General features: G+C 70.3%; 18 protein-coding genes and 2 pseudogenes. 10 read left to right on the forward strand and 10 right to left on the reverse strand.

Going from position 1 to position 22,892, the window contains the following annotated elements; all coding sequences use genetic code 11:
- Positions 1-222: 222 nt before the first annotated feature.
- Positions 223-465 (reverse strand): acyl carrier protein, encoded by a 243-nt coding sequence (locus JJV70_RS01185; RefSeq protein ID WP_219045592.1) that lies wholly within the window; start codon positions 463-465, stop codon positions 223-225.
- A 608-nt stretch (positions 466-1,073) separates the two neighbouring features.
- Between JJV70_RS01185 and JJV70_RS01190 the strand changes: the two genes are divergently transcribed.
- On the forward strand, positions 1,074-1,781 hold the full coding sequence (locus tag JJV70_RS01190; RefSeq protein ID WP_308294640.1) for an amino acid racemase: 708 nt from the start codon (positions 1,074-1,076) through the stop codon (positions 1,779-1,781).
- A 23-nt stretch (positions 1,782-1,804) separates the two neighbouring features.
- Here JJV70_RS01190 and JJV70_RS01195 read toward each other — a convergent pair whose 3' ends face one another.
- Entirely contained in the window at positions 1,805-2,665 is an 861-nt protein-coding gene (locus JJV70_RS01195; RefSeq protein WP_219045594.1) for a polysaccharide deacetylase, read from the reverse strand.
- Between the two features lie 119 nt (positions 2,666-2,784).
- Between JJV70_RS01195 and JJV70_RS01200 the strand changes: the two genes are divergently transcribed.
- The 4 genes from JJV70_RS01200 (at position 2,785) to JJV70_RS01215 (ending at position 7,619) form a co-directional block, all read left to right on the forward strand.
- Positions 2,785-3,009 carry an MbtH family NRPS accessory protein gene (locus JJV70_RS01200; RefSeq protein WP_219045726.1) on the forward strand — a complete coding sequence of 75 codons (225 nt, stop codon included), beginning with the start codon at positions 2,785-2,787 and terminating at the stop codon, positions 3,007-3,009.
- Positions 3,006-4,409 (forward strand): aldehyde dehydrogenase family protein, encoded by a 1,404-nt coding sequence (locus JJV70_RS01205; RefSeq protein WP_219045595.1) that lies wholly within the window; start codon positions 3,006-3,008, stop codon positions 4,407-4,409. The genes JJV70_RS01200 and JJV70_RS01205 overlap by 4 nt, the downstream gene beginning before the upstream one ends.
- 20 nt (positions 4,410-4,429) lie before the next feature.
- Entirely contained in the window at positions 4,430-7,072 is a 2,643-nt protein-coding gene (locus tag JJV70_RS01210; RefSeq protein ID WP_219045596.1) for a penicillin acylase family protein, read from the forward strand.
- A 61-nt stretch (positions 7,073-7,133) separates the two neighbouring features.
- Positions 7,134-7,619, forward strand: coding sequence for a hypothetical protein (locus tag JJV70_RS01215; RefSeq protein ID WP_219045597.1), 486 nt, complete (start codon positions 7,134-7,136; stop codon positions 7,617-7,619).
- 423 nt (positions 7,620-8,042) lie between these two features.
- Here the strand turns inward: JJV70_RS01215 and JJV70_RS01220 are convergent, their stop codons facing one another.
- Positions 8,043-10,865, reverse strand: a complete 2,823-nt coding sequence (locus tag JJV70_RS01220; RefSeq protein WP_219045727.1) for an aconitate hydratase — start codon at positions 10,863-10,865, stop codon at positions 8,043-8,045.
- Positions 10,866-11,298: 433 nt separating this feature from the next.
- Between JJV70_RS01220 and JJV70_RS01225 the strand changes: the two genes are divergently transcribed.
- Positions 11,299-12,828, forward strand: coding sequence for a UDP-N-acetylglucosamine 1-carboxyvinyltransferase (locus tag JJV70_RS01225; RefSeq protein WP_219045598.1), 1,530 nt, complete (start codon positions 11,299-11,301; stop codon positions 12,826-12,828).
- 33 nt (positions 12,829-12,861) lie between these two features.
- Here JJV70_RS01225 and JJV70_RS01230 read toward each other — a convergent pair whose 3' ends face one another.
- The 3 genes from JJV70_RS01230 to JJV70_RS01240 form a co-directional block, all read right to left on the reverse strand.
- Positions 12,862-14,490 carry a glycoside hydrolase family 71 protein gene (locus JJV70_RS01230; protein WP_219045599.1) on the reverse strand — a complete coding sequence of 543 codons (1,629 nt, stop codon included), beginning with the start codon at positions 14,488-14,490 and terminating at the stop codon, positions 12,862-12,864.
- Positions 14,491-15,126: 636 nt separating this feature from the next.
- Positions 15,127-16,533, reverse strand: a complete 1,407-nt coding sequence (locus JJV70_RS01235; RefSeq protein WP_257573123.1) for a Glu/Leu/Phe/Val dehydrogenase dimerization domain-containing protein — start codon at positions 16,531-16,533, stop codon at positions 15,127-15,129.
- 557 nt (positions 16,534-17,090) lie between these two features.
- On the reverse strand, positions 17,091-17,516 hold the full coding sequence (locus JJV70_RS01240; RefSeq protein ID WP_219045600.1) for a DUF5997 family protein: 426 nt from the start codon (positions 17,514-17,516) through the stop codon (positions 17,091-17,093).
- A 59-nt stretch (positions 17,517-17,575) separates the two neighbouring features.
- Here JJV70_RS01240 and JJV70_RS01245 point away from each other — a divergent pair, with 59 nt between their 5' ends.
- The gene (locus JJV70_RS01245) at positions 17,576-18,370 is read left to right on the forward strand and encodes a LysR substrate-binding domain-containing protein (protein ID WP_308294625.1); all 795 of its coding nucleotides are present in this window, start codon (positions 17,576-17,578) and stop codon (positions 18,368-18,370) included.
- 56 nt (positions 18,371-18,426) lie between these two features.
- The gene (locus JJV70_RS22345) at positions 18,427-18,585 is read left to right on the forward strand and encodes a hypothetical protein (protein WP_257573215.1); all 159 of its coding nucleotides are present in this window, start codon (positions 18,427-18,429) and stop codon (positions 18,583-18,585) included.
- Here JJV70_RS22345 and JJV70_RS22350 read toward each other — a convergent pair.
- Both JJV70_RS22350 and JJV70_RS01255 read right to left on the reverse strand, forming a co-directional pair.
- Positions 18,549-18,779 (reverse strand): annotated as a pseudogene (locus JJV70_RS22350) (galactokinase family protein); the annotation flags it as partial. The gene JJV70_RS22345 and the pseudogene JJV70_RS22350 overlap by 37 nt on opposite strands.
- Positions 18,776-18,919: pseudogene (locus JJV70_RS01255) on the reverse strand (galactose-1-phosphate uridylyltransferase); the annotation flags it as partial. The pseudogenes JJV70_RS22350 and JJV70_RS01255, both read right to left, overlap by 4 nt.
- A gap of 136 nt (positions 18,920-19,055) precedes the next feature.
- Here JJV70_RS01255 and JJV70_RS01260 point away from each other — a divergent pair.
- Positions 19,056-19,280, forward strand: coding sequence for a DUF3099 domain-containing protein (locus JJV70_RS01260; protein ID WP_219045602.1), 225 nt, complete (start codon positions 19,056-19,058; stop codon positions 19,278-19,280).
- 57 nt (positions 19,281-19,337) lie between these two features.
- Here the strand turns inward: JJV70_RS01260 and argF are convergent, their stop codons facing one another.
- Positions 19,338-20,345: an ornithine carbamoyltransferase gene (gene argF, locus JJV70_RS01265; protein ID WP_219045603.1), complete on the reverse strand. Its 1,008-nt coding sequence runs from the start codon at positions 20,343-20,345 to the stop codon at positions 19,338-19,340.
- Positions 20,346-20,451: 106 nt separating this feature from the next.
- A complete protein-coding gene (locus JJV70_RS01270; protein WP_219045604.1) occupies positions 20,452-21,687 on the reverse strand; it encodes an arginine deiminase in 1,236 nt (411 codons plus the stop codon).
- Between the two features lie 129 nt (positions 21,688-21,816).
- Between JJV70_RS01270 and pip the strand changes: the two genes are divergently transcribed.
- Complete coding sequence (pip, locus tag JJV70_RS01275) at positions 21,817-22,782, forward strand: prolyl aminopeptidase (RefSeq protein ID WP_219045605.1); 966 nt, start codon at positions 21,817-21,819, stop codon at positions 22,780-22,782.
- Positions 22,783-22,892: the final 110 nt, after the last annotated feature.

Below are 22,892 nucleotides of genomic sequence, written 5' to 3' on the forward strand. Positions count from 1 at the left end.
CACGGGCCGGGCTGGCTACGGCGTGGACTCGATGAGGAACGGAGATCGAAGGTGTGCGGCCCCCGGACCCGGGCGGGCAGGGCGGACACGCACGCGTGAAGACGCCAGCGGCAGCGTCGGGGAGCCGCGGGCGCGCAGACGAGGGCCGGACGACCGGCCGGGACGTGGTGTTTCAGCGAGAAAGCACGGCGGCGGGGGCTCCCGGAAGCGACGGGAGTCGCGTCACCTCGGGAAGTTCGCGACGAGGCAGGCCGCTTGCGCGGCGGCGGTGGGCTGCTCGAAGAGCTCGTTGAGCAGCAGACCCTCCAGCTCCAGGGCCGTGTCCTGGTCGATGCCGTGAGCGGCGAGCAGCCGCCCGATGGCTTGGAGGGCGAGCAGGGAGTAGCCACCGAGAGCGAAGAAGTCGGAGGTCTCGGGGTCGATCTCGTCCGGCGCCACTTCGAGTACGTCGGACCAGATGTCCACGACGGCAAGTGTTGCCGTCGGCAACTCAACCGCCTCTACCGATGGCGTGGTCGCGGTGCTGCTTTCGTCCTGTATCACTTGCGGTTCCCCCATTGAGAACTCGGTGAACTAGCATCAACATGCTGGCTGTCGCAGGCGGGTTGGGAGTCAGCCACGCTGCCGGCGGCGAGTTGGTTGGAGCAGGCGTTCGCATCCAAGCACGCCCCTGACGCTCTCCGCAAGGGATCTGAATTCCTTGATCCGCACACGCTCTGGCCTGCACCGATACACCGGAGGCGGCGGTCAGGGCGACTGACTTGCGCGCGTGATCCCCTGTGGTACGGTACGCCGCAGCGATGGGATCATCCGACTTTCAGACCGGCGCAGTCTTCCTTGTTCTCGGGCGCTTCTCGTGTCGGTGCCATGACAAGCGCGTGACCCTCACGGGCCGCCCGTCGCCTTTCCCGACCGGGGGCCGCCACAGGCATTCGCCCCAGCGAATCACATTCGGCTAAGACAACGTGATCCCCGTGCCCGCGCCGGGATCCGCAGGGGGCAGAGGCGTGATACGAGTCGACCAGAGACCGGCCACCGGCACGACGGCCACCGCGTCCGCACGAACGCTCGGAGTGCTCGGCGGCATGGGGCCGGCAGCCACCGCGGAGTTCCTTCGGCTGCTCTCCCTCGCGGTCCCCGCGCGGTCGGACCAAGAGCACCCGCGCATCGTCATGCTGTCGGAGCCCGGGATTCCCGAGCGCACCGGCGCCATCCTCTCCGGCTCTGACGAACCGCTGCCGCGCATCCGCGCCGCCCTGGAACAACTCGCCTCCTGGGGTGCGGATTTGCTCGTGGTGCCATGTAACACCGCGCACGTCTTCATCGACCGACTCCAAGGCGGCCTGCTGCCCGTCCCCGTGGTGCACATCGCCGACGCCACATTGCAGGCCGCCATGCGTACCAGCCCAGCGGGCGGCTGGCTGGCGGCCACCACCGGAACCGTGCACAGCGGCATCTACCAGCGACGGGCAGCCGAACTCGGATACCGGCTGCTGATCCCGGACGACTCCGCGCAGGCCGAGATCCACCGGGCGGGTGTCCTGGTGAAGGCGAACCGCCCAACCGAGAGCGGCGCCGTGCTGGCCGCTGCGGTACGAGGGCTGTGGCAGCAGCACGACCTTCCGGTGATCACCGCATGCACCGAACTGCCCCTCGCCTACGAGGTTGCCGGACTGCCCGAGGAGCGCTCCGTGTCCAGTCTCGCCGCGCTGGTGACGGCCTGCGTGGACGATTTGTTCGCCCCGCGGGCCGCCACTCACCCCACCGGGGCCAGGAGTTGACCCGGCCCAGACGGGGTCCGCGACTACGACTGCCCGGCGAGGACCAGCTCGGCGACCTCGTCGGCGCGGGCGAACCGCACATCGCCCCGGGAGAGCGCGAACTGGATGAACTGCTCCAGGGCCCGCAGTCGCGAGGGCCGTCCGGTGAGGAACGGGTGCACGGTCAGCATGCACAACGAACCGAAGCCGCGCATGGCCTCCAGTTCGGCGGTCCACAGGTCAACCACCTTGGACGGCGCTTCGATCAGCTGGCCGATGTTCGGCTCGGGCAGAAAGGCGTACTGCTCCCAGTCGTCAAGCAACCACTGCACCGGCAGCTCGGCGATGGTCGCGCCACCGCCGCTCCGCAGCGCGTACGGGCGGTCGTCGTCCATCAGCGAGGAATCGTAACGCAGCCCGAATCCGCCCAGGAGATCAAGGGTGTACCGGGTCATCTCCCAGTTCGGCGCCCTGTACCCGACCGGCTGAACACCAAATCGGGAAAACGTCTCCAGGCTGCGCTCGATCTCCGCGCGCTGCTCGCCCTCGGAGAGGTGCACGGGGTGCCGATGGGTAAAACCATGCAGCGCGATCTCGTGCCCCCTTTCCATAACCGACTCCATCACAGAAGGCCATCGCTCAGCCGACACGCCGGGTACAAAAAAGGTCGCCGGCAGGCGGTATCTGTCCAGCAGGTCGAGTATCCGCGGCACCCCGGCCCGAGGCCCGTATGCCTGGTGGGACATGGTGGTGAGGTGGCTGATGTAGTGCTCTCCGCGGGCCAGCACGGGCGATTCGGCGTCCACGTCCACCCCGATCACCACCACGGCGGATGCGCCCTTGAGCCAGTCACCCGCCGGGCTCCGCTCCGGCCACCGGACTTGGGGAACCTGGATTTCATCCATCACTGAACAACCTTTTCCATGCGTTATCGGACAAGCCGTTGGACGGCGTTTCGGCGACACCCTAGCAATTCCACAAGGAATATAAGGAGGGAATCCAAGTGTCAAGTTCAGCGAATGACATTCAGGCTCCGGTCGCAGAGTACCGGGTCGTGATGAACCACGAGGAGCAGTATTCGGTGTGGCCGGCGGGCCGTGAGCTCCCGGCGGGCTGGCGGGACGCGGGAGTGCGGGGCGACAAGGAGACCTGCCTCGCCCACATCGAAGAGGTCTGGACGGACATGCGCCCGCTGAGCCTGCGCACGCAGCTCGCCGGTCCCGCGCCGGAAGCGGAGGCCCGGGCATGACACCGTCCCTGACCATCGGCGGCGCGGTGGTGCCCGGCGCAGCCGAACTGCCTGTGGAGGACCCGGCCACCGGTGAGCCCTTCGCTCAGTCCCCCGCGTGCTCCCCCGAACAGCTCGACGCCGCCGTCTCAGCCGCCGCCGCGGCCGCCGCGGACTGGTGCCGGCTGCCTGCCGACGAACGTCGCGCGGCCTTGCGCGCCTGCGGCGAGGCCCTCGGCGCACACCTGGAGGAGGTGGCCTCGCTGCTCAGCAGGGAACAGGGCAAGCCGCTGGCCGCCGCCCGGGCCGAAGTACGGCTTGCTGCTGACTGGTTCGAGCACACGGCCGGGCTGCGACTGGTCCCCGAGGAGCCGACCACCAAGGACGGTGCCCACATCACGGTGGAGCGGGTCCCACACGGGGTCGTAGCGGCGATCGCCCCGTCCAACTTCCCGATCATCCTGTCGGTCTGCAAGTTCGCCCCCGCGCTGCTCGCCGGCAACACGGTGGTCGTCAAGCCTTCGCCGGAGACCCCGCTCTCCACGCTGCGGATGGGCGAACTGCTCAACGACTGCCTGCCGCGCGGTGTGCTCAACGTCATCTCCGGCGACCACGCGCTCGGCCGGGCCCTCACCGCGCACCCCTCGGTGGACATGATCTCCTTCACCGGCTCGGTGGAGACCGGCCGGGCGATCGCCCGAAGGGCCGCCGACCGGCTGCTGCCCGTCGTCCTCGAACTCGGCGGAAACGACGCGGCGATTGTGCTCCCGGGTGCCGAGGTCACCGCGATCGCCCCGGCGCTGTTCCACGCCGCCCTCGCCAACAGCGGCCAGTTCTGCGCCGCCGTCAAGCGGATCTACGTCCAGCGGGAACAGGCTGAGGAACTCGTCGGGGCGCTGGCGGCCCTCGCCGCGGCCGCCGTCGTACGCCCCGGCAACGACGCCGAGGCCGAGTTCGGCCCACTGGTCAGCCGCGCCCAGCTGGAGCGCGTGGAAGCCCTGGTCGAGGACGCGGTCGCGCACGGCGCACAGGTGGTGACCGGCGGCGCCCGGCTGCCGGGCCCGGGACACTTCTACGCCCCGACCGTGGTGACCGGTCTACCCGAGGGCTGCGACCTGGAGGTGGAGGAGCAGTTCGGTCCGGTCATCCCGGTGATCGCGTACGACGACCCGGACGAGGCCGTCCGCCGGGCCAACGCCACCCGCTACGGCCTGGGCGCCTCGCTGTGGGGCCCGCCGGAGCTGGCCGAGGAGTTCGCCCCGCTCCTCGACAGCGGCACCGTGTGGATCAACACCCACGGTGATCTGCGGCCGGACGTTCCGTTCGGTGGCGTCCGGTCCTCCGGGCTGGGCGTGGAGTACGGCTACTGGGGGCTTGTCGAGTACACGCGGATCAAGGTCCGAAACAGCGCACGGCGCTGACCATGGGCGACAGGAGAGTCATGAGAGCCAGGATCCGCCGCGCGGCCGCGATGCTGGGCGCCGTCTGCACCGCTGCCGTGACCATGTTCGTGTTTGCCGTCGGCATCGGGCCGGTGCCCGCCCTCGGCACAGCCCTCATGCCCGGCGGCGGGGTGTGGCCGTCGGCCGAGGACGCACGGCTCCCCACGGACGAGCAGATCCGCATTCCCGGGCTGGACCGCCCCGTGGACGTGTCCTTCACAGCGGACGGCGTGGCCTCGGTCCGCGCCTCCTCGGACGAGGACCTGTTCACCGCGCAGGGCTACCTCGCAGCCCGGTTCCGCCTGGTCCAGATGGACGTTCAGCGGCGCCTGGGCAAGGGCAGGCTGGCGGAGTTGAACGGCCCCTCCGGTATCGACTCGGACATCTTTGAGCTGACTTTGGGCATCCACCGCACGGCGAAGGCCACCTGGGCGGCCACCCCCCGCGACGGCAGAGCCGCCAAGGCGCTCACCGCGTACGCGGCCGGCGTCAACGCGCGGCTTGCCGAGCTGGAAAAGAACGGGCAGTGGCCGACCGTCTACGGACTGACCGGCGTACGGCCGGAGCGCTGGACCCCGGTGGACAGCCTGGTAGTCCAGGGAGTACTCACCCAGACGCTGAGCTTCGACACCCGTCCGCTGACCTACGCCCTGCTGAGCACCTCGCTCGGTGCCAAGCAGGCGTCGGAGTGGTTCCCGGTGCTGCCCGCCAACAAGCAGCACCCGTACGACCCGGGCCCCTACAAGGACCTGGGCCTCGCTCCGCTCCACAGCCCCAACGCCAATGCGGCCGTGGTCGCGGACCGTCCGGGCGTCGCTGGCAACGGCACGTCCGCCTCGGCCGCTGACGCCCCCCGTTCCGCGTCCACCCCCGGCCCCGCCGCCACTGCGACCCCGGCCTCGGCACGCCCGGACTCCGCGGACCCGGCCACGACCAGCGAGGCGACCGCGGAGGCCGCCACCGCCGTGCTGCGGGACATGGCCAAACTCCCCGAGACCACCCGCCACCTCTACCCCAACAGCAACGCATGGGTGGCAAACGGCCCGGCGGCCGGCGGCGGGGCCCTCCTCGCCGGCGACCCGCATCTGAAGCTGGCACTCCCCTCGTACTGGTATCAGATCTCGCTCAAGTCCCCCGGCTACGACGTCACAGGTTCCAGCCTGCCCGGCATGCCCGCCGTCCTCATCGGGCGCAACGCCGACATCTCCTGGTCCATCACGGCCGTGCAGAACCAGTCCACCTTCTTCTATCGGGAGAAAACCGATCCCCGGCGTCCTGACTCCTACTTCTGGAAGGGCGCCTGGCGCCCCGTCGAGAAGGTCAAGTACACCATTCCGGTCCGCGGCGGCGCCTCCGTTCCGATCGAGGTCGGGCTCACCGTGCACGGTCCGTTGCTGACGAGCAAGGGCGAGACCACGTCGGTCGAGTGGATGGGCAATCGCCCCTCTCAGAACCTCGCCGCGCTGCTGGACCTGAACGCCGCCACTGACTGGGACAGCTTCCGCGACGCGCTGCGGAGCTGGCAGGCCCCGGCCCAGAACTTCGCGTACGCCGACAAGAAGGGCAACATCGGTGTGATCGCCCCGGGTTCCTACCCGCAGATCGCCTCCGGCGACGCCCGCGGTCCGCTCCCCGGCACGGGCGACTCGGACGTCGTCGGCGCGATCCCCTTCGAGGCGGTACCGCAGGTCTACAACCCGCCGTCCGGGTTTGTTGTCACCGCCAACCAACGACCGGTAGGCCCGGACTACCCGTACTACATCGGCCCCGCCGCGAACTTTGACGCCGGCTACCGCACGAATCGCATCCTCGCGGAACTGTCCCGGCCCGGCCGGCAGCACACCGCGGACGGCTTCGCGGCCCTGCAGAACGACGTCACCGACGAACTCGCACAGCGCATGGTGCCCAAGCTGCTCCAGGCGTTGGAGGGCGTCAAGTTGACGAAGCAGCAGAAGGCGGCCCGCGAGCTGCTGGCCGGATGGAACGCCTCCATGGACGTCGATTCCCCTGCCGCCACGATCTGGTTCGCCTTCTACGGCGGCTACGTCGAGGAGGTGTTCAGGCCGTGGTGGGACGCCGCCAAGGTACCGGTGGACATCGACCCGGCTGGGCTGGACCTACTGCGTACCCCGGTGGCTCTGATGCAGGCACTGGAGAAGTGGACTTTCACCAGCCCAAAGGACCCGGCGTTCACCGCCCCGGGCAAGACGCGGCGCACCGCACCCGACGCGATGCGCGCCGCGTTCACCGAAGCGGTCGCGTACCTGGACGGCCGGCTCGGCGGTAAGCCCGCCGAGTGGAAGTGGGGCCGCATCCACGAACGAGTGGTGCCCTCGCTGACCGGCGCGCCCTCTCTCGGCGAGGGTCCGTACCCGGCCGGGGGCAGCCCCTGGACCGTCAACGTCGCGGAGAACGGCCTGCGCTCCGACTACGGGCCCAGTCTTCGAATGGTCGTCGGCTGGAACTCGGCGGGCAAGGCGGACGCCCGCGCGATCTACCCCGGAGGCCAGAGCGACAACCCCGCCTCCCCTTGGTACAAGAACCTGGCTCCGGACTGGTGGGAGGGGTCGCTGCGCCCGCTGCGCACCGCCGACGAGCAGGGCGAGGGCGATATCCGCTGGACCTTGCGAAGCGAAGGGTGAGGTTATGCCGAAGACGACGGACACAAGAACGCAGGCCTCCGATCAGGACACTGACCCGTCCGTGGCGACACCCGGTGACCACACCCGCAGCTCCGACGCTGACGGGGGCTCGGACCCCACAACGACGGTCGACCGCGGCGCCCGCGCTCCACGCCGCCCGGTGGTCGCCGCGGTGACGGTCGGCGGCGGCATCGCGGCGACCGCCCTGGGCACGCTCGTCGGCCTCTGGTTCATGCCCTTCCTCGTCGGCGCAGTGGTCGGTGCTACCAGCCGGTTCCCCCGCAAGGCCCCCCGTACGTCCCGCGGCTACCTCACCGCGTCCGTGGCCGCGGTCCTGGGGTGGGCACTCCCGCTCGCGGTGCAGGCACTGGGCGGGGCTCCGGTGGCCGAGGTCGCCCGGACGACCGCCGCCCTGGCCGGCCTCCCGCCGCTCGCCGGCATCGTCCTGACCATCACCCTGCTGATCGCCCTGATCCAGGCACTGCTCGGAGTCTGGGTCGGGCGCACGCTGGCAGCCCCGACCGGGCAGCCGCCCGCCGCCCCGTAAGCAGCCGACCCGCCGCCCGGCCGAACCGGCCGCATCTGGCCCCCAGAGGGGAACACCGCATGATGCTGCCCGTCGGCGGCGGCGGGTCAACCGCGCCTTCGGACGTTCGCGGGGCATGGGACACATCCCCGTTTGTACCGTGTCTGAGGGGCCTCGAGGATCCCGGACAGCCCCGATGGCACGTTCTCCTCGACGACCTGTACGCCGGGCTCCGCGAACCCGCGAGCCGACGCCGCGTGTGCGCACCCCGAACCGCGTACCTGGTATCAGGTACGCGGTTCTTCGTCGTCGCAGGATGCGCAGCTCTGCTCCAGGAACACATCGCGTGCGATCATGCTCGCAGGCGGCGTCTTCCGCCCCGTCGAGCGCGAGCGCCCCGCCCTCTGCGCGAGATGCAGGGGCAGGGCGCTCGTTCACATCAGCTCAACTACCGACAAGTTGGCGAAGCACGTACTGCATGATGCCGCCGTTGCGGTAGTAGTCCGCCTCGCCCGGGGTGTCGATGCGCACCGGTGCGTCGAACTCCACGCCGGTGTTGGTGGTCACCTTCACCGTGCGCGGGATGCCGCCGTCGTTCAGCGCGGTGACGCCGGTGATCGAGAACGTCTCCTCACCGGTCAGGCCCAGGGACTCGGCGCCCTCACCTTCGGGGAACTGGAGCGGCAGCACGCCCATGCCGATGAGGTTCGAGCGGTGGATGCGCTCGTAGGACTCGGCGATGACGGCGCGCACGCCCAGCAGCGCGGTGCCCTTGGCGGCCCAGTCGCGCGAGGAGCCGGAGCCGTACTCCTTGCCCGCCAGGACGACGAGCGGGATGCCCGCGGCCTGGTAGTTCTGCGAGGCGTCGTAGATGAACGACACCGGCGCCTTGCCGTCACCCTCGGCTGCCCGGGTGAAGTCGCGGGTGTAGCCGCCCTCGGTACCCGGCGCGATCTGGTTGCGCAGGCGGATGTTGGCGAACGTGCCGCGGATCATGACCTCGTGGTTACCGCGCCGCGAGCCGTAGCTGTTGAAGTCGCGGCGGGCGACGCCGTGCTCGGTGAGGTACTGGCCGGCCGGGGTGTCGGCCTTGATGGCACCGGCCGGGGAGATGTGGTCGGTGGTGACCGAGTCGCCCAGCTTGGCCAGGACGCGGGCGCCCTCGATGTTGGAGACCGGCTCCGGGTCCGGGCCCATGCCCTCGAAGTACGGGGGCTTGCGCACGTAGGTGGACTCGGCGTCCCATTCGAAGGTGTCACCGGTCGGGACGGGCAGCGACTGCCACTGCTGGTCTCCGGCGAAGACGTCGGAGTAGGAGCGTCCGAACATCTCCTGGCCGATCGCGGAGGCGACGACCTCCTCGACCTCCGCCTCGGAGGGCCAGATGTCGCGCAGGAAGACGTCGTTGCCCTCGGCGTCCTGGGCCAGTGGCTCGGTGGTGATGTCGATGTCCATGGACCCGGCGATCGCGTAGGCCACGACCAGCGGGGGCGACGCCAGGTAGTTCATCTTGACGTCGGGGTTGATGCGGCCTTCGAAGTTCCGGTTGCCGGAGAGGACGGAGACGACGGCGAGGTCGCCCTCGCCCACCGCCTGCGAGACCTCCTCCGGCAGCGGGCCGGAGTTACCGATGCAGGTGGTGCAGCCGTAGCCGACGAGGTTGAAGCCCATCTTGTCGAGGTAGGGCGTCAGTCCCGCGCGGTCGTAGTAGTCCATGACGACCTTGGAGCCGGGGGCCAGCGTCGTCTTCACCCACGGCTTACGGGTCAGACCGCGCTCGACGGCCTTCTTGGCCAGCAGCGCCGCGCCCACCATGACCGACGGGTTGGAGGTGTTGGTGCAGGAGGTGATGGCGGCGACGGTGACGGCGCCGTGGTCCAGCTCGTAGGTCTCGCCGTCGGCGCCGGTGACCAGCACCGGCCGGCTCGGGCGGCCCCCCTCGCGGTCGGTGACGGCGGTGTGCCGCGGCTTGCCGGCGCCGTTCTCGCCGCTGGCGTAGGCCGGGGCGTCGGAGGCCGGGAAGGACTCGTCGCTGGCCTCGTCCACCGGGGACTTGGCCGCGTCGGGCGTCTGGCCGACGTAGTTCGGCAGGTCCGCGCGGAACTGCTGCTTGGCGCCGGACAGCGCGATGCGGTCCTGCGGGCGCTTGGGACCGGCGATGGAGGGGACGACGGTGGACAGGTCCAGTTCGAGCTTCTCGGAGAAGTCGGGCTCGGCGGACGCGTCCAGCCACAGGCCCTGCTCCTTGGCGTATGCCTCGACGAGGGCGAGCTGCTGGTCGTCGCGGCCGGTCAGGCGCAGGTAGTTGATCGTCTCGGCGTCGATCGGGAACATCGCCGCCGTGGAGCCGAACTCCGGGGACATGTTGCCGATGGTGGCGCGGTTGGCCAGCGGGATGGAGCTGACGCCCTCGCCGTAGAACTCGACGAACTTGCCGACCACGCCGTGCTCGCGCAGCATCTCGGTGATGGTGAGCACCAGGTCGGTGGCGGTAGTGCCGGGGGGCAGCTCGCCGGTGAGCTTGAAGCCGACGACGCGCGGGATCAGCATGGACACCGGCTGGCCGAGCATGGCGGCCTCGGCCTCGATACCGCCGACGCCCCAGCCGAGCACGCCCAGGCCGTTGACCATGGTGGTGTGCGAGTCGGTGCCCACGAGCGTGTCGGGGTACGCCCTGCCGCCGCGGACCATGACGGTGCGGGCCAGGTGCTCGATGTTCACCTGGTGGACGATGCCGGTGCCGGGCGGGACGACCTTGAACTCGTCGAACGCCGTCTGGCCCCAGCGCAGGAACTGGTAGCGCTCCTTGTTGCGCCCGTACTCCAGCTCGACGTTCTGCACGAAGGAGTCCGGGGTGCCGAACTTGTCGGCGATGACGGAGTGGTCGATGACCAGCTCGGCCGGCGCGAGCGGGTTGATGCGGGCCGGGTCGCCGCCCAGCTCCTTGACCGCCTCGCGCATGGTGGCGAGGTCCACCACGCAGGGCACGCCGGTGAAGTCCTGCATGATCACCCGGGCGGGGGTGAACTGGATCTCCTGGCTGGGCTGCGCCTGGGAGTCCCAGTTGCCCAGCGCGCGGATGTGGTCGGCGGTGATGTTGGCGCCGTCCTCGGTGCGCAGCAGGTTCTCCAGCAGCACCTTCAGGCTGTAGGGAAGGCGCGCGGAGCCTTCGACCTTGTCCAGCCTGAAGATCTCGTACGACTCGTCGCCCACCTGCAGCGTGCTGCGAGCGTCGAAGCTGTTCGCCGACACGACAGTCTCCTTCAGTGCATGAGTTCGCGCGTACCGCCGCCATCCTGCCTGCCCGCCCACCTTGCCCTACGAGCAAGGTGGGCCTAAGTTAGGCTTACCTAAGTCCCACGGGCGGCGGCACGCCCCGTCCTGTGATCTCTCAAGTTATCTCGATGTCGAGATAACTCTAGTACATCCCCGCCCCCACAGCCATGCCCGGCCCGCCGCCCGACGCACGGGCGCGGCGCATCGTCCACGCCGACGGGGGCGCCAGCGTGCGGTCGCGGCGCGGACTGGGACCCGCCATACCGACCCGACGTACCCGCTCCGGGCCAGCCCGACCCACAGCAGCGCGGCGCGTTTCCGCCGAACCCGGGACGGGCAGCCACCTCCGCCACTAGTGACACGCCATCGCCATCGCACAGTGATCGACAGGCGCCCATCTCACATGTGAGTTAATCTCGCCCGCATGAAGGATGACTACCTGGTCCGCATCGGACGGCTCATTCGCGACGCCCGCCAGCATCGCGGCTGGTCACAGACGCACCTTGCGGAAGCTCTGCGCACCAGTCAAAGCGCGGTGAATCGTATCGAGCGCGGACATCAGAACATCAGTCTTGAGATGATCGCCCGTATCGGGGAAGCCCTCGACAGCGAGATCGTCTCCCTCGGCTTCTCCGGCCCGATGCACCTGCGCGTCGTCGGCGGACGTCCGCTGTCGGGTGCCATCGACGTCAAGACCAGCAAGAACGCCTGCGTCGGCCTGCTGTGCGCGTCCCTGCTTACCTCCGGCCGGACGGTGTTGCGCCGCGTCGCCCGCATCGAGGAGGTCTTCCGGCTGCTGGAAGTGCTCAACTCCATCGGCGTGCGCACGCGCTGGATCAACGACGGCCTGGACCTGGAAATCGTCCCGCCCGCCGAGCTGAACCTGGCCGCCATGGATGACGACGCCGCCCGCCGCACCCGCTCGATCATCATGTTCCTCGGCCCGCTGCTGCACCGCACGGACAGCTTCCGCATCCCCTACGCGGGCGGCTGCGACCTGGGCACCCGCTCCGTCGAGCCGCACATGCAGGCGCTGCGCCGCTTCGGACTGTCCGTCACCGCCACCGACGGCGCCTACCACGCCGTCGTGGACCACTCCGTACGCCCGGACCGCCCCATCGTGCTGACCGAACGCGGCGACACCGTGACGGAGAACGCGCTGCTGGCCGCCGCGCGGCACGACGGCGTCACCGTCATCCGCAACGCGTCCTCGAACTACATGGTCCAGGACCTGTGCTTCTTCCTGGAGCGGCTGGGCGTGCGCGTGGAGGGCGTGGGCACCACGACGCTCACCGTGCACGGCGTGCGTGACATCGACGTGGACGTGGACTACTCCCCCTCCGAGGACCCGGTGGAGGCGATGAGCCTGATCGCCGCCGCCGTCGTCACCGGCTCCGAGCTGACCGTGCGCCGCGTGCCCGCCGAGTTCCTGGACATCGAGCTGGCCGTGCTGGAGGAGATGGGCCTGAACCACGACCGCGGCACCGAGTACGCGGCCGACAACGGCCGCACCCGCCTGCTGGACCTCACCGTGCGCCCCTCCAAACTGGAGGCGCCGATCGACAAGATCCACCCCCTGCCGTTCCCGGGCCTGAACATCGACCACGTGCCGTTCTTCGCGGCCATCGCCGCCAGCGCCCACGGCTCGACCCTGATCCACGACTGGGTCTACGACAACCGGGCCATCTACCTCACCGACCTCAACCGTCTCGGCGGCCGCCTCCAACTCCTGGACCCGCACCGGGTGCTGGTAGAAGGCCCCACCCGCTGGCGCGCCGCCGAGATGATGTGCCCGCCCGCCCTGCGCCCCGCCGTCGTCGTCCTGCTCGCCATGATGGCCGCCGAGGGCACCTCGGTGCTGCGCAATGTCTACGTCATCAACCGCGGCTACGAAGACCTCGCCACCCGCCTGAACTCCGTCGGCGCCCAGATCGAGACGTTCCGGGACATCTGACGAGCAGCTGCCGCACTTCGTCTGACCTGCTGCTCAGGGGCTGTCCCGGCCGCTCGTTGCCGCGTAGTAGTGCAGGTCCTGCACCTCGACTCTGTCCCTCACCTCGTACGGCAACTCGACCGTGGTAACGGTCGTGCTGCCCCGCAGGACCGTGGCCTCGCTGCTCCCGCTGCGCAGGGGCAGCAGCTTGGCGTGCGGTCCGGCAGGGGCCTCGTACGAGGAATCAGCAGTACCGACCGTGGCGCGGACGGTCGCGGGCGTGGTGAGGAAACTCAGCACTTCCACCGTGTCCCGGGGGGTGGCGCTGCCCTTGCGCAGGGACATCACCCGTTCCTGACCGCCCGTGGGCTGAGCGGCCGCGAACTGGGTGCGTGAGGTCAGGTACAGCGTGTCACGGACGATCTCCGGCGCTCTGCCCGTCTTGAACCGGGTGAGGTAATAGGAGGTGAGATCGAGGTAAGCGTGCCCGTTGTGCAGCGAGGGAGCGAAATGGCTGCCCTCGGAGTAGTCGTTCCACGTGGTCAGCTGCACCCAGTCCGCGCCGTCCTCGATAGCGCGGGTCCAGGTGGTGCGCAGGGTGGCGGTGTTGCCAGCCTCGTCGTAGATGCCCTGGTTGGGCCGGGTGTCCTGGACGGACACGGGCTGCATCCAGATCTTGCCCATGCCATGGGCCCGCTGGACGTCGCGCGCGGAGCCGCCCTGGCCGACGTAACTGCGGCTGCCCCACTCGGAGAATCCGTGACTGATGGGGGCGAACGACTCGTAGTGCGCGACGAAGTCGAGAAAGAGGGGAACGAAGGCGGTTCGGATGCCATGCCGGGTCTGGAGGACTTCGATCACCTCGGCCCACCAGCCGGCGCCCTTCTCCTCGGTTTTGAAAGGGGAGACGACGAGCCGACCGTCCCCGAGCCGATGCGCCGCCGGGGACTGTCCGAGGTCAGCGAGGGCGGCGGCAAGGGCGGCCGGATCACCCGACTTCAGTGAGGTCATATCCGGCATGAGCATGATCTTGAAGTCGGGATCGACATCGCGGGCCGCCTCCATCAGGAGATTGCACCGCTCCCAGTTCTTCCCGGAAAGGGAGAGGATGTTCAGCGTGAAGCCATCGAGGCCCGCGGCCCGTGCGGTGCGCACCTCCTGCCGCAGGTTGGCGAGCTCCCAGTCACCGCTCCTGGGCTCGACGGGCAGGGGACGGTCACGCAACAGGCCGCCGTACTCCTCGTGCTTGCCCTTCTCGCCGCTCGGGGTGAGGTAGTTGCGGGCGTAGTAGTCGTGGTCTGGCTTGGCGTTGTCGAGGGAGAGCGGGTACGGGGTGAAGTAGTGCGCGAACACTAGTTTTTTGCTCGCACGCAAGGTGGCGGGCGCGGGCATGTCGAAGGGAAGGGGCCCGTTGGGCCTCTTCCCTTCGGTTTCGCCGGGTATCTCCTTGCTCTGAGCGTCACCCTTGTCCTCACCCGGTCCCGTCTCCTGGCTGGAGGCGGTGGGCGAGGCCGGAGCGCTGGGTGCGGCTTCCTCGGTCGTGGGCCCGCCGGGATGGCTGGGCAGGGTGGATGGCCCGGCAGTGACGGGAGCCGCCGCCTCACCGGTTTCCGCGGTGGCGCCACGAGGGGGCCAGGACAGCCCTGCGGCGACGCAGACGCCGTACAGCACGACCGCCGACATCAGAACAGCGAGCAGCGGCCTGCGCCTCAACAAGCCGGCGGGCACACGCCGGTGTGACCCATGCCGCCTAGGACGATCCGTTCTCATCGCGTATCCCTCTCCCCTGAGGATGCCACCGCGAGGGTCCGCACTGACACAGCGTGACCTCCCACGGTACGGACAACCGTTTCCTCTCGCCCGGACGCCCCCACATGGACGTCACGCTTACCACAGTGACCACGCTGAGCGTAGGCCAGAGCGGCGAGTTACGGGGCCGTCTGCCCGGCATCGGCAGCGGATTCCCGGGGGAGGCTAGCGCGTCAAAGCCGTGATTCACCGCCACACCCCAGCCAGTGGGCATCTGCCCGCCTGGCTACGGCACCGTCAGTGGCCCGCCTCCGCGGGCATGGTTCCTGGGACCGGGTCCGCCAGCGACAGGGCACCGGTGAGCGGAGCTTTCCGGCAAGCGTTCAGAGGTGGGCGCCGGGGGCGGCGAGCTGGGTCGGGGAGAGAGCGGTGACGTGATCACCCCGGCCGCGCCCACCGCCGCCGTCCGGCCAGTCCAGCACACCGCTCCCGCAGCGCGGACTCACCCGGCCGGGCGGTGGCAGCCAGGCTGTCCACCGCCCGCTTCGTCGCCGGGTCAGTAGGTGCGGTTCAGTAGAGCTCGCCGGTGCCGGTCGTGGTGGGGAGGCGGTCGGCCGGAGCGGGTCCGAGCCAGCTTTCGAGCACCGGGTCCGCGGGGGCGGGGCCCGGCGGGTGGAAGGGAGCGGCGGTGAGCGGGGTGTTCGGGAAGCCGGGTTCCGGGGCAGGATCGGTGGCGTACTCCACCTGCTGGGTGGCGCAGTACAGCTCGCGGAACGCCACGGCTGAGCCGAACTCCTGGATCATGCGCTGGGAGTTCTCCCGGGCGAACCGCAGCGCGGCAGCGCGAACCGACGTCCCGGTGGTGTCGGCCTCGCGCATGAGGTCCCTAACGAGCGGGCGGATCTGCGCCGAGAGGCGGCCGCAGGCACCGGCGGGGCTGACCACCTCGCCCAGGATCACCCACCACGCTCCGGCGGCGGCCCCGGTGTTCGCGATGAAGTCCGGGATCACGGTGACCCCTCGGTGCAGCAGACGTTCCTCGGCCTCCGGGGTGATCGGCACGTTCGCCGCCTCCGCGATGAGCCGGGCCCGGATCTGGTCGCAGTTGTCCGCGGTGATCGTGTAGGAGACGGCGGCGGGCACCAGCAGGTCGACGTCCTGGCCCAGCCACGCGTCCCCGGGCAGCTGCACGTCGTCCTCGCGCAGCATCGAACGGTCGATGACGCCGGAGGCGCTGCGGGCGGAGAGCAGGAGTTCCACGTCCACGCCGCGCGCGGGGTTGAGGATCAGGCCGTGCGCGTCGGTGATGCCGGTGACGCGGACTCCGGCGCGGGCGAGGTAGAGCGCGGTGGAGCCGCCCATCGCGCCGAATCCCTGTACGACGGCGCTGGCCGTGGCGGCGGGGATGCCCCGCTGCTCCAGGGCCGCCAAAGCGGCTTCCGCCACGCCGAAACCGCCGACCAGCTCAGAGAGTTTCAGGCCCTCCGTGCGCGTGGCGAAAGCCTGCTTGATGCGGGCGCGCACGTCGGCCTCGTCCTCGGCGCGGACGACGGCGGCGTGGAAGGACGTCTCGCCGAGGCCCACCCGGGCGAAGCTGCGGTCGAGCTGCTCCTGCTGGGTGCCGAGGTCGCCCGCGGTGACCCAGAAGCGTTCCAGCAGCGGCCGGACCGCCTGGAGGAAGCGTTCCCGCACGTCTTCGGCGCGCGGGTCACCGGGGTCGAAATCGATGCCGCCCTTAGCGCCGCCGACGTGAATGCCGAAAGCGCCCATTTTCAGCGTCATTTCCCGGGCCAGCGCGGCCACCTCGTGAACGGTGCAGCCCGGGCGCATCCGCAGTCCTCCGGTGGCGATACCCGTGATCAGCTGGTCGATCACGACGTACCCCCGGGCACAGGTGTGGGTATCGCGCCATGTGACCTGAAGGTAGGGCTCATGCTCGACGGCCTGAAGCGGCGTCTCGACAGCGGTGTGCAGCATGTTGGCACTCACCCTTTCCAGCCACTGAACAGCGTTACCTGTGCGTGCGGTGCCGTGGGCGCTGCGCACCATGAAGGCGGGCAGCGGCCACGGTTGATCCGCGAGAAGAAAAATCCCTTCCAGCGATACGGGCTTTGTGACTCAGGGCAGTCATCGGGAACGGGCACGCCGAATTCACCCCGGCGACGGGCAACGCGAGTCACAAAGACCTGAAGACACAGAATGAGGTTTGGGAAAGCCGCAGAGAACGCTGTGAGTTGCGTTGAGCTGCGCCCTTAGCGCCCACTGTGAGGTCGCGCTTCCAGGGTTGTCAAGACACGACTTTGCCCCACTCCCCCACTCGGGTTCGGGGCGGAAGCGGGTTATTCGCTCAGGAAATCGAACGGGTCTCCCGGGTTTTGCGGCCGGACTCGCAAGGGGCCGGAATCAGCGCAGGTCAAAGGCGTGATGCTGAGGGACGAGCGGTCTCGGCCGTCCCGGACTCAGCCACCCCGGGGGCCGGATTCCGGGGCGGCGGCGCGGAAGGGCCCGGGCAGTGCGCGGGGCCGGACCCAGGGTCAGTCGCGCGAGCGGCGGGTGGCAGCGTCGCGCTGCTCGCGGCGGGCCCGCTCCTCGCGCTGCTTCTCCTTGACACGCGCCCCCTCCTTGCGGACCTCGGCCTGCGTGGCGCGCTCCTTGCGCAGCCACTCCGGGGCCTCCTGCTTCAGCGCCTCGATCTGCTCGGTGGTCAGCGGCTCGGTGACGCCGCCGCGTGCGAGGCCGGAGATGGACACGCCCAGCTTCTCCGCCACTACCGGGCGCGGGTGCGGACCGTTGCGCCGCAGTTCCCGCAGCCACTGCGGCGGGTCGGACTGGAGGGCGTTCAGCTCGTCGCGCGAGACAACACCCTCCCGGAACTCCGCGGGGGTGGCTTCGAGGTACACACCCAGCTTCTTGGCCGCGGTCGCGGGCTTCATGGTCTGGGTGCTCTGGTGCGACGTCATGGTGTCCAGGGTATCGAGCGCCCGCCGCGCCCCTGACCTGAGCCCGGTAGCCTGGCCTGGTGACCGGCTCGGAGACACCCCCCGCCCCGCCCGCGTTCCGGCTCGCGTACGTCCCGGGCGTGACGCCGGGCAAGTGGGTGCGGACCTGGCAGGAGCGCTGGCCGAAGACCCCGCTGCACCTGGTCGACGTCTCCGCCGCGGACGCCGCCGACACCGTGCTGCGCGGCGACGCCGACGCGGGTCTGCTGCGGCTTCCGGTCGACCGGGCGGTGTTCAGCGCCATCCCGCTGTACACCGAGACCACGGTGGTCGTGGTGCCCAAGGGCCACCTGGTGACGGCGGCCGACGAGGTGTTGGCCGGGGAGCTGGCCGACGACGTCGTCTTTCACCCGCTCGACGACACCCTCACCTGGGAGCGGCGCCCCGGCCGCCCGGCGCTCGAACGCCCCGCCACGACCGGTGACGCCGTGGAGCTGGTGGCGGCGGGCGTCGGCCTGCTCCTGGTCCCGCAGTCCCTGGCCCGCCTGCACCACCGGCGGGACCTGACCTACCGGCCGGTCACCGACGCCCCGCAGTCGAGTGTCGCCCTGGTGTGGCCCGAGGAGCGCACCACCGATCAGGTGGAGGACTTCATCGGCGTCGTGCGCGGCCGTACGGTCAACAGCACCCGCGGCCGCCGTCCCGCTGCCGCGGAGCCGTCGCGGGACAGCCGGCGGGGCGAACGGCAAGGCAAGCGTCCGGAGGAGCGCGCTCGTGGTGCGTCCGCACCGCGCGGGGCCGTCGGTGGCCGGACGTCGTCCGCCAAGAAACCCCGCCGGGGCTCCGGCCGCGGCAAGCCGCGCCGCCGCACCTGACGGGGCGCTCAAGGCTGCCCCGTCCTCCTCGCGGCTGCCGTAACGAGGGCCACGGGGTGGGCGTTCGGCGCGGCGTCCAGCTCGCCGTCCGGCAGGTCGCGCGGCGCGCGCAGGCCGAGCGCGGTGGCCGCCTGCTCGCAGCCCGCCCGCCGCTCGGCGTAGCCGCCCTCGACCAGTGGGCGCTGTGCAGCCGCAGCACGCCGTCGTCGCGGTGACGCACGGCCAGCTTCGCGGTGTGCGGCAGGGCGACGGGCAGGACGAAGCCGTCGCTGTGGTCGGTGTGCTCGCCGATCAGATTGACCCGACCGGGCGCGGCCCACAGGGCATCGGGCTCGCCGCCGTACACAGCGCGGAAACCGGCGCGGACGGCGGCGGGGGTGCGGGCACCGGGCGTGTGGGCGCGGATCATGAGGCCACCTTCCGCAGCCGCCGCGCCGCCGCTTCGGGCACGACATCGTTGACGAACGCACCCATGCCGGACTCGACCCCGGCCAGGTACTTCAGCTTGTCCGCACTGCGGCGGACGGTGAACAGCTCCGGGCGCAGCGCCAGGTCACCGCACCGGTGGCCGGGGCTGGCGCGGCGGCTCATGGCCGGGCGAGATGGCGGCTTGGGGCCGGGCCGGTCGCAAGGCGGGCGATTCGGGGCGCGAGGGCCGTGAGCGCGACGGGCGTACGCTGGCGGTATGGCTGGTTACCGGCCCGCGTCGCAGCCGCGCCGTGAGCGCCGCTACTTCGCCCTGATGGCGGTGTGCCTGACCCTGTTCGTCGGCGCCGGTGCGGTCGTGCGCCATTTCTCGGTCCCGCTGGCGATCGCGATGTGCGTCGTCGCCGCCGCGCTTTTGCCGGTAGCGGCCATCGCCGCGAACCGCCGGGAGCCGTCTGACCGGTGGTGGGACGAGGACCGCTAAGCCCTGCGGCGTTCCCTTCGTGGCTGCGTCTCGTGCCTGCGGCCGCGCCATGGCGCCTCACGGACCGGCGAGTGTGGCCACCAGGACGGCCTTGATGGTGTGCATGCGGTTCTCCGCCTCGTCGAAGACCACGGAATGCTCGGACTCGAAGACCTCGTCCGTCACCTCCAGCGAGGTCAGGCCGTGCCGGGCGTGGATCTCGCGGCCGACCGCCGTGCCCAGGTCGTGATAGGCGGGCAGACAGTGCAGGAACCGCACCTGCGGATTGCCGGTGGCACGCAGGACGTCCAGGGTGACGGCGTAGGGCGACAGCAGCGCGATCCGCTCGTCCCACACCTCCTTCGGTTCGCCCATGGAGACCCACACGTCGGTGGCGACGAAGTGGGCGCCGCGCACCGCCTCGGTGACCTCCTCGGTGAGTGTGACGCGGGCGCCGGTCTCCTTGGCGAGCGCGTGCGCGCGGTCGATGACGCTCTGCTGAGGCCACAGCGCACGGGGGGCCGCGAGCCGCACGTCCATGCCGAGCAGGGCGCCGGTGATGAGGTAGGAGTTACCCATGTTGGACCGGGCGTCGCCGAGGTAGGCGTAGGCGGTGGCGGCCAGCGGGCGGTCGCCGCTGTACTCGGTCATGGTGAGCACGTCGGCGAGCATCTGGGTGGGGTGCCACTCGTCGGTGAGGCCGTTGTAGACGGGCACCCCGGCGTGGGCGGCCAGTTCCTCGGCGACGTCCTGGCCGCTCCCCCGGTACTGGACGGCGTCGAACATGCGGCCCAGCACCCGGGCCGTGTCCTTGACCGACTCCTTGTGGCCGATCTGGGAACCGGCCGGGTCCAGGTAGGTGGTGGACGCGCCCTGGTCGGCGGCGGCCACCTCGAAGGCACACCGGGTGCGGGTGGAGGTCTTCTCGAAGACCAGCGCGATGTTCCGCCCGCGCAGGCGCGGCGTCTCCGTGCCCAGCTTCTTGGCGGCCTTCAGCTCGGCGGCCAGCCGGATCAGGGCGTGGAACTCCTCAGGAGTGAAATCCAGCTCCTTGAGGAAGTGGCGGCCGGTGAGGTCTGTCGCCATGGGGAGGCTCCTCGGTCACGTGCGGGAAGTCCCCGGAAGTATATACGATTCATTGCATCTCTATGCAGTCATGCTTGTGCAGGAACACGGTGGCGGCAGGGCGTGCTCACCGCGCTGCCCCGACGGCGTCCCGCTGCACCGGGCAGCTCATGCAGCGCGGGCCGCCCCGGCCGCGTCCCAGCTCGCTGCCCGGGATCTCCACTACCTCGATGCCCTGCTTGCGCAGGTGGGTGTTGGTGGTGACGTTGCGCTCGTAGGCCAGGACGACCCCGGGTTCCAGCGCCAGCACGTTGCACCCGTCGTCCCACTGCTCCCGCTCGGCCGAGCGCACGTCCTGCACCGCCGTCAGCACCCGGATGCCGTCCAGCCCGAGAGCGGCGGCGATGGCGTGGTGCATGTGCTCGGGCGGGTGCCCGGTGACCTTCAGCTCCTTGCCCGAGGCGGTCGGCTCGATCGTGTACGAGCGCAGCATGCCCAGACCCGCGTACTGGGTGAAGGTATCGCCGTCGATCATCGTCAGCACCGTGTCCAGGTGCATGAACGAGCGCCGCTTGGGCATGTCCAGCGCCACGATCGTGCGCGCCGAGCCCGCCTCGAACAAAGCCTGGGCCAGCATCTCCACCGCCTGCGGCGTGGTGCGTTCGCTCATCCCCACCAGCACCGCGCCGTTGCCGATCACCAGCACGTCGCCGCCCTCGATGGTGGAGGGGTGTGTGCTCTCGCCCCGCGACCAGAACTGGAAGCCGGCCCGCGTGAACAGCGGGTGATGCTGGTAGACCGCTTCGAAGTGCACCGTCTCCCGCTGCCGGGCGGGCCAGCGCATGGCGTTGATCGCCACCCCGTCGTAGATCCACGCCGAGGTGTCGCGGGTGAACAGGTGGTTGGGCAGCGGAGTGAGCAGGAAGTCGTCCAGGTCGGTGACATGGAAGCGCACGGACACCGGTTCGGCGTGCCGCTCCAGGAACTCCCGCTTCGTCTCGCCGCCCACCAGCACCCGGGCCAGCCCCTCGGAGTCCAGCTCGTCGTAAGCGGCGCGCAGGTGGTCGGCGGCCAGCGGACCGTAGGAGTTGTCATCGAAGACCCGGTCCAGGACCAGGGTCCGGGCGACCGGGATGTCCAGCGTCTCGGCCAGCAGGTCGGCGAACAGGTGCACTTCCACACCGCGCTCACGCAGCACGTCGGCGAAGCTGTCGTGTTCCTGGCGGGCACGCTGGACCCACAGGACGTCGTCGAAGAGCAGGTCGTCCTTGTTGGTGGGCGTGAGCCTTTTCAGCTCAAGACCCGGCCGGTGCAGGATGACACGGCGCAGCCGCCCGGCCTCGGAGTCAACGTGGAATCCCATGTCCTCATCCTGTCCGAGCCCGGCCCGCCCCACCCACGGATTGGCGTAGGTTGACCGTCCGTGATCATGTTCGTCGCCCGCGTGCGGTGCGCCGCGTGCTGTCCGACGTGGAAGGAGGTCTCGGCCGCCATGGCTGAGCTGTACCCGGAGATCGAGCCCTACGCGCACGGCATGCTCGACGTCGGCAACGGACACCACATGTACTGGGAAGCATGCGGCAACCCGGACGGGAAGCCCGCCCTCGTCGTCCACGGCGGCCCGGGCTCCGGCTGCACCCCGCACGCCCGGCGCTGCTTTGACCCGCGACGCTACCGCGTCATCCTGTTCGACCAGCGCGGCTGCGGCCGCAGCACCCCGCACGCAAGCGACCCGGCCACCGACCTCACCCACAACACCACGCACCACCTGCTCGGCGACATGGAAACGCTGCGCGCCCACCTGGGTATCGAACGCTGGCTGTTGTGCGGCGGCTCTTGGGGCTCCACACTGCTCCTCGCCTACGCCGAGCGGCACCCCGAGCGGGTGTCGGACATCGTCATCTCCGCCGTGACGACCACCCGGCGCACCGAGATCGACTGGCTGCTGCGCGGCGTGGGCCGGTACTTCCCGGAGGCGTGGGAACGCTTTCGCGCCGCCGCTGGAACGTCGCCCGGCGCCGACGGGTGCGCCCTCGCGGCCGCCTACGCCCGCCGCATGACCGACCCGGACCGCCGGGAACAGCAACGAGCCGCAGCCGACTGGTGCGCCTGGGAGGACGCCGTCATCTCTCTGGAGGAACACCACGGACCCACCCCGTACGGCGGTCGGCCTTCGGCTTCCCAGCTCGCGCTGGTGCGGATCGTCACGCACTACTTCGCGCACGGCGCGTGGCTGGAGGAGGGTGCGCTGCTCCGTGACGCCTACCGGCTGAGGGGGATTCCCGGCGTGCTCATCCACGGTCGGCTCGACCTCGGTTCGCCGCCCGACACGGCGTGGGCCTTGGCCCGGGCCTGGCCGGACGCCCGTCTGCTGATCTCTCCCCACGGCGGCCACCTCAGCACCGAGTGGTCCCGTGCCCGCCTGCTCACCGCCCTGGACGCGTTCGCCGAGCGGTGACGGGGGGCGGGGTGGCTGGTTGTGCCAGTGGCGGCCGGTGTTTGGGGCCCCTCCCCCTCCCCTCCCCAGCCGCCTCCGAGCGCCGCTTGCCCCGTGCGGTCGGGCCACAG

The sequence above is a fragment of the Streptomyces sp. JJ66 genome, from assembly GCF_019303495.1.
Taxonomy (GTDB): domain Bacteria; phylum Actinomycetota; class Actinomycetes; order Streptomycetales; family Streptomycetaceae; genus Streptomyces.

Excerpts from the sequence above, each read along its gene's own strand:
- JJV70_RS01195 (WP_219045594.1), bottom strand. The coding sequence starts at position 2,665 with ATGGATGAAATCCAGGTTCCCCAAGTCCGGTGGCCGGAGCGGAGCCCG.
- JJV70_RS01205 (WP_219045595.1), top strand. The coding sequence starts at position 3,006 with ATGACACCGTCCCTGACCATCGGCGGCGCGGTGGTGCCCGGCGCAGCC.
- JJV70_RS01210 (WP_219045596.1), top strand. The coding sequence starts at position 4,430 with ATGAGAGCCAGGATCCGCCGCGCGGCCGCGATGCTGGGCGCCGTCTGC.
- JJV70_RS01225 (WP_219045598.1), top strand. The coding sequence starts at position 11,299 with ATGAAGGATGACTACCTGGTCCGCATCGGACGGCTCATTCGCGACGCC.
- JJV70_RS01230 (WP_219045599.1), bottom strand. The coding sequence starts at position 14,490 with ATGTCGGCGGTCGTGCTGTACGGCGTCTGCGTCGCCGCAGGGCTGTCC.
- JJV70_RS01235 (WP_257573123.1), bottom strand. The coding sequence starts at position 16,533 with ATGCTGCACACCGCTGTCGAGACGCCGCTTCAGGCCGTCGAGCATGAG.
- JJV70_RS01240 (WP_219045600.1), bottom strand. The coding sequence starts at position 17,516 with ATGACGTCGCACCAGAGCACCCAGACCATGAAGCCCGCGACCGCGGCC.
- JJV70_RS01260 (WP_219045602.1), top strand. The coding sequence starts at position 19,056 with ATGGCTGGTTACCGGCCCGCGTCGCAGCCGCGCCGTGAGCGCCGCTAC.
- argF (WP_219045603.1), bottom strand. The coding sequence starts at position 20,345 with ATGGCGACAGACCTCACCGGCCGCCACTTCCTCAAGGAGCTGGATTTC.
- JJV70_RS01270 (WP_219045604.1), bottom strand. The coding sequence starts at position 21,687 with ATGGGATTCCACGTTGACTCCGAGGCCGGGCGGCTGCGCCGTGTCATC.
- pip (WP_219045605.1), top strand. The coding sequence starts at position 21,817 with ATGGCTGAGCTGTACCCGGAGATCGAGCCCTACGCGCACGGCATGCTC.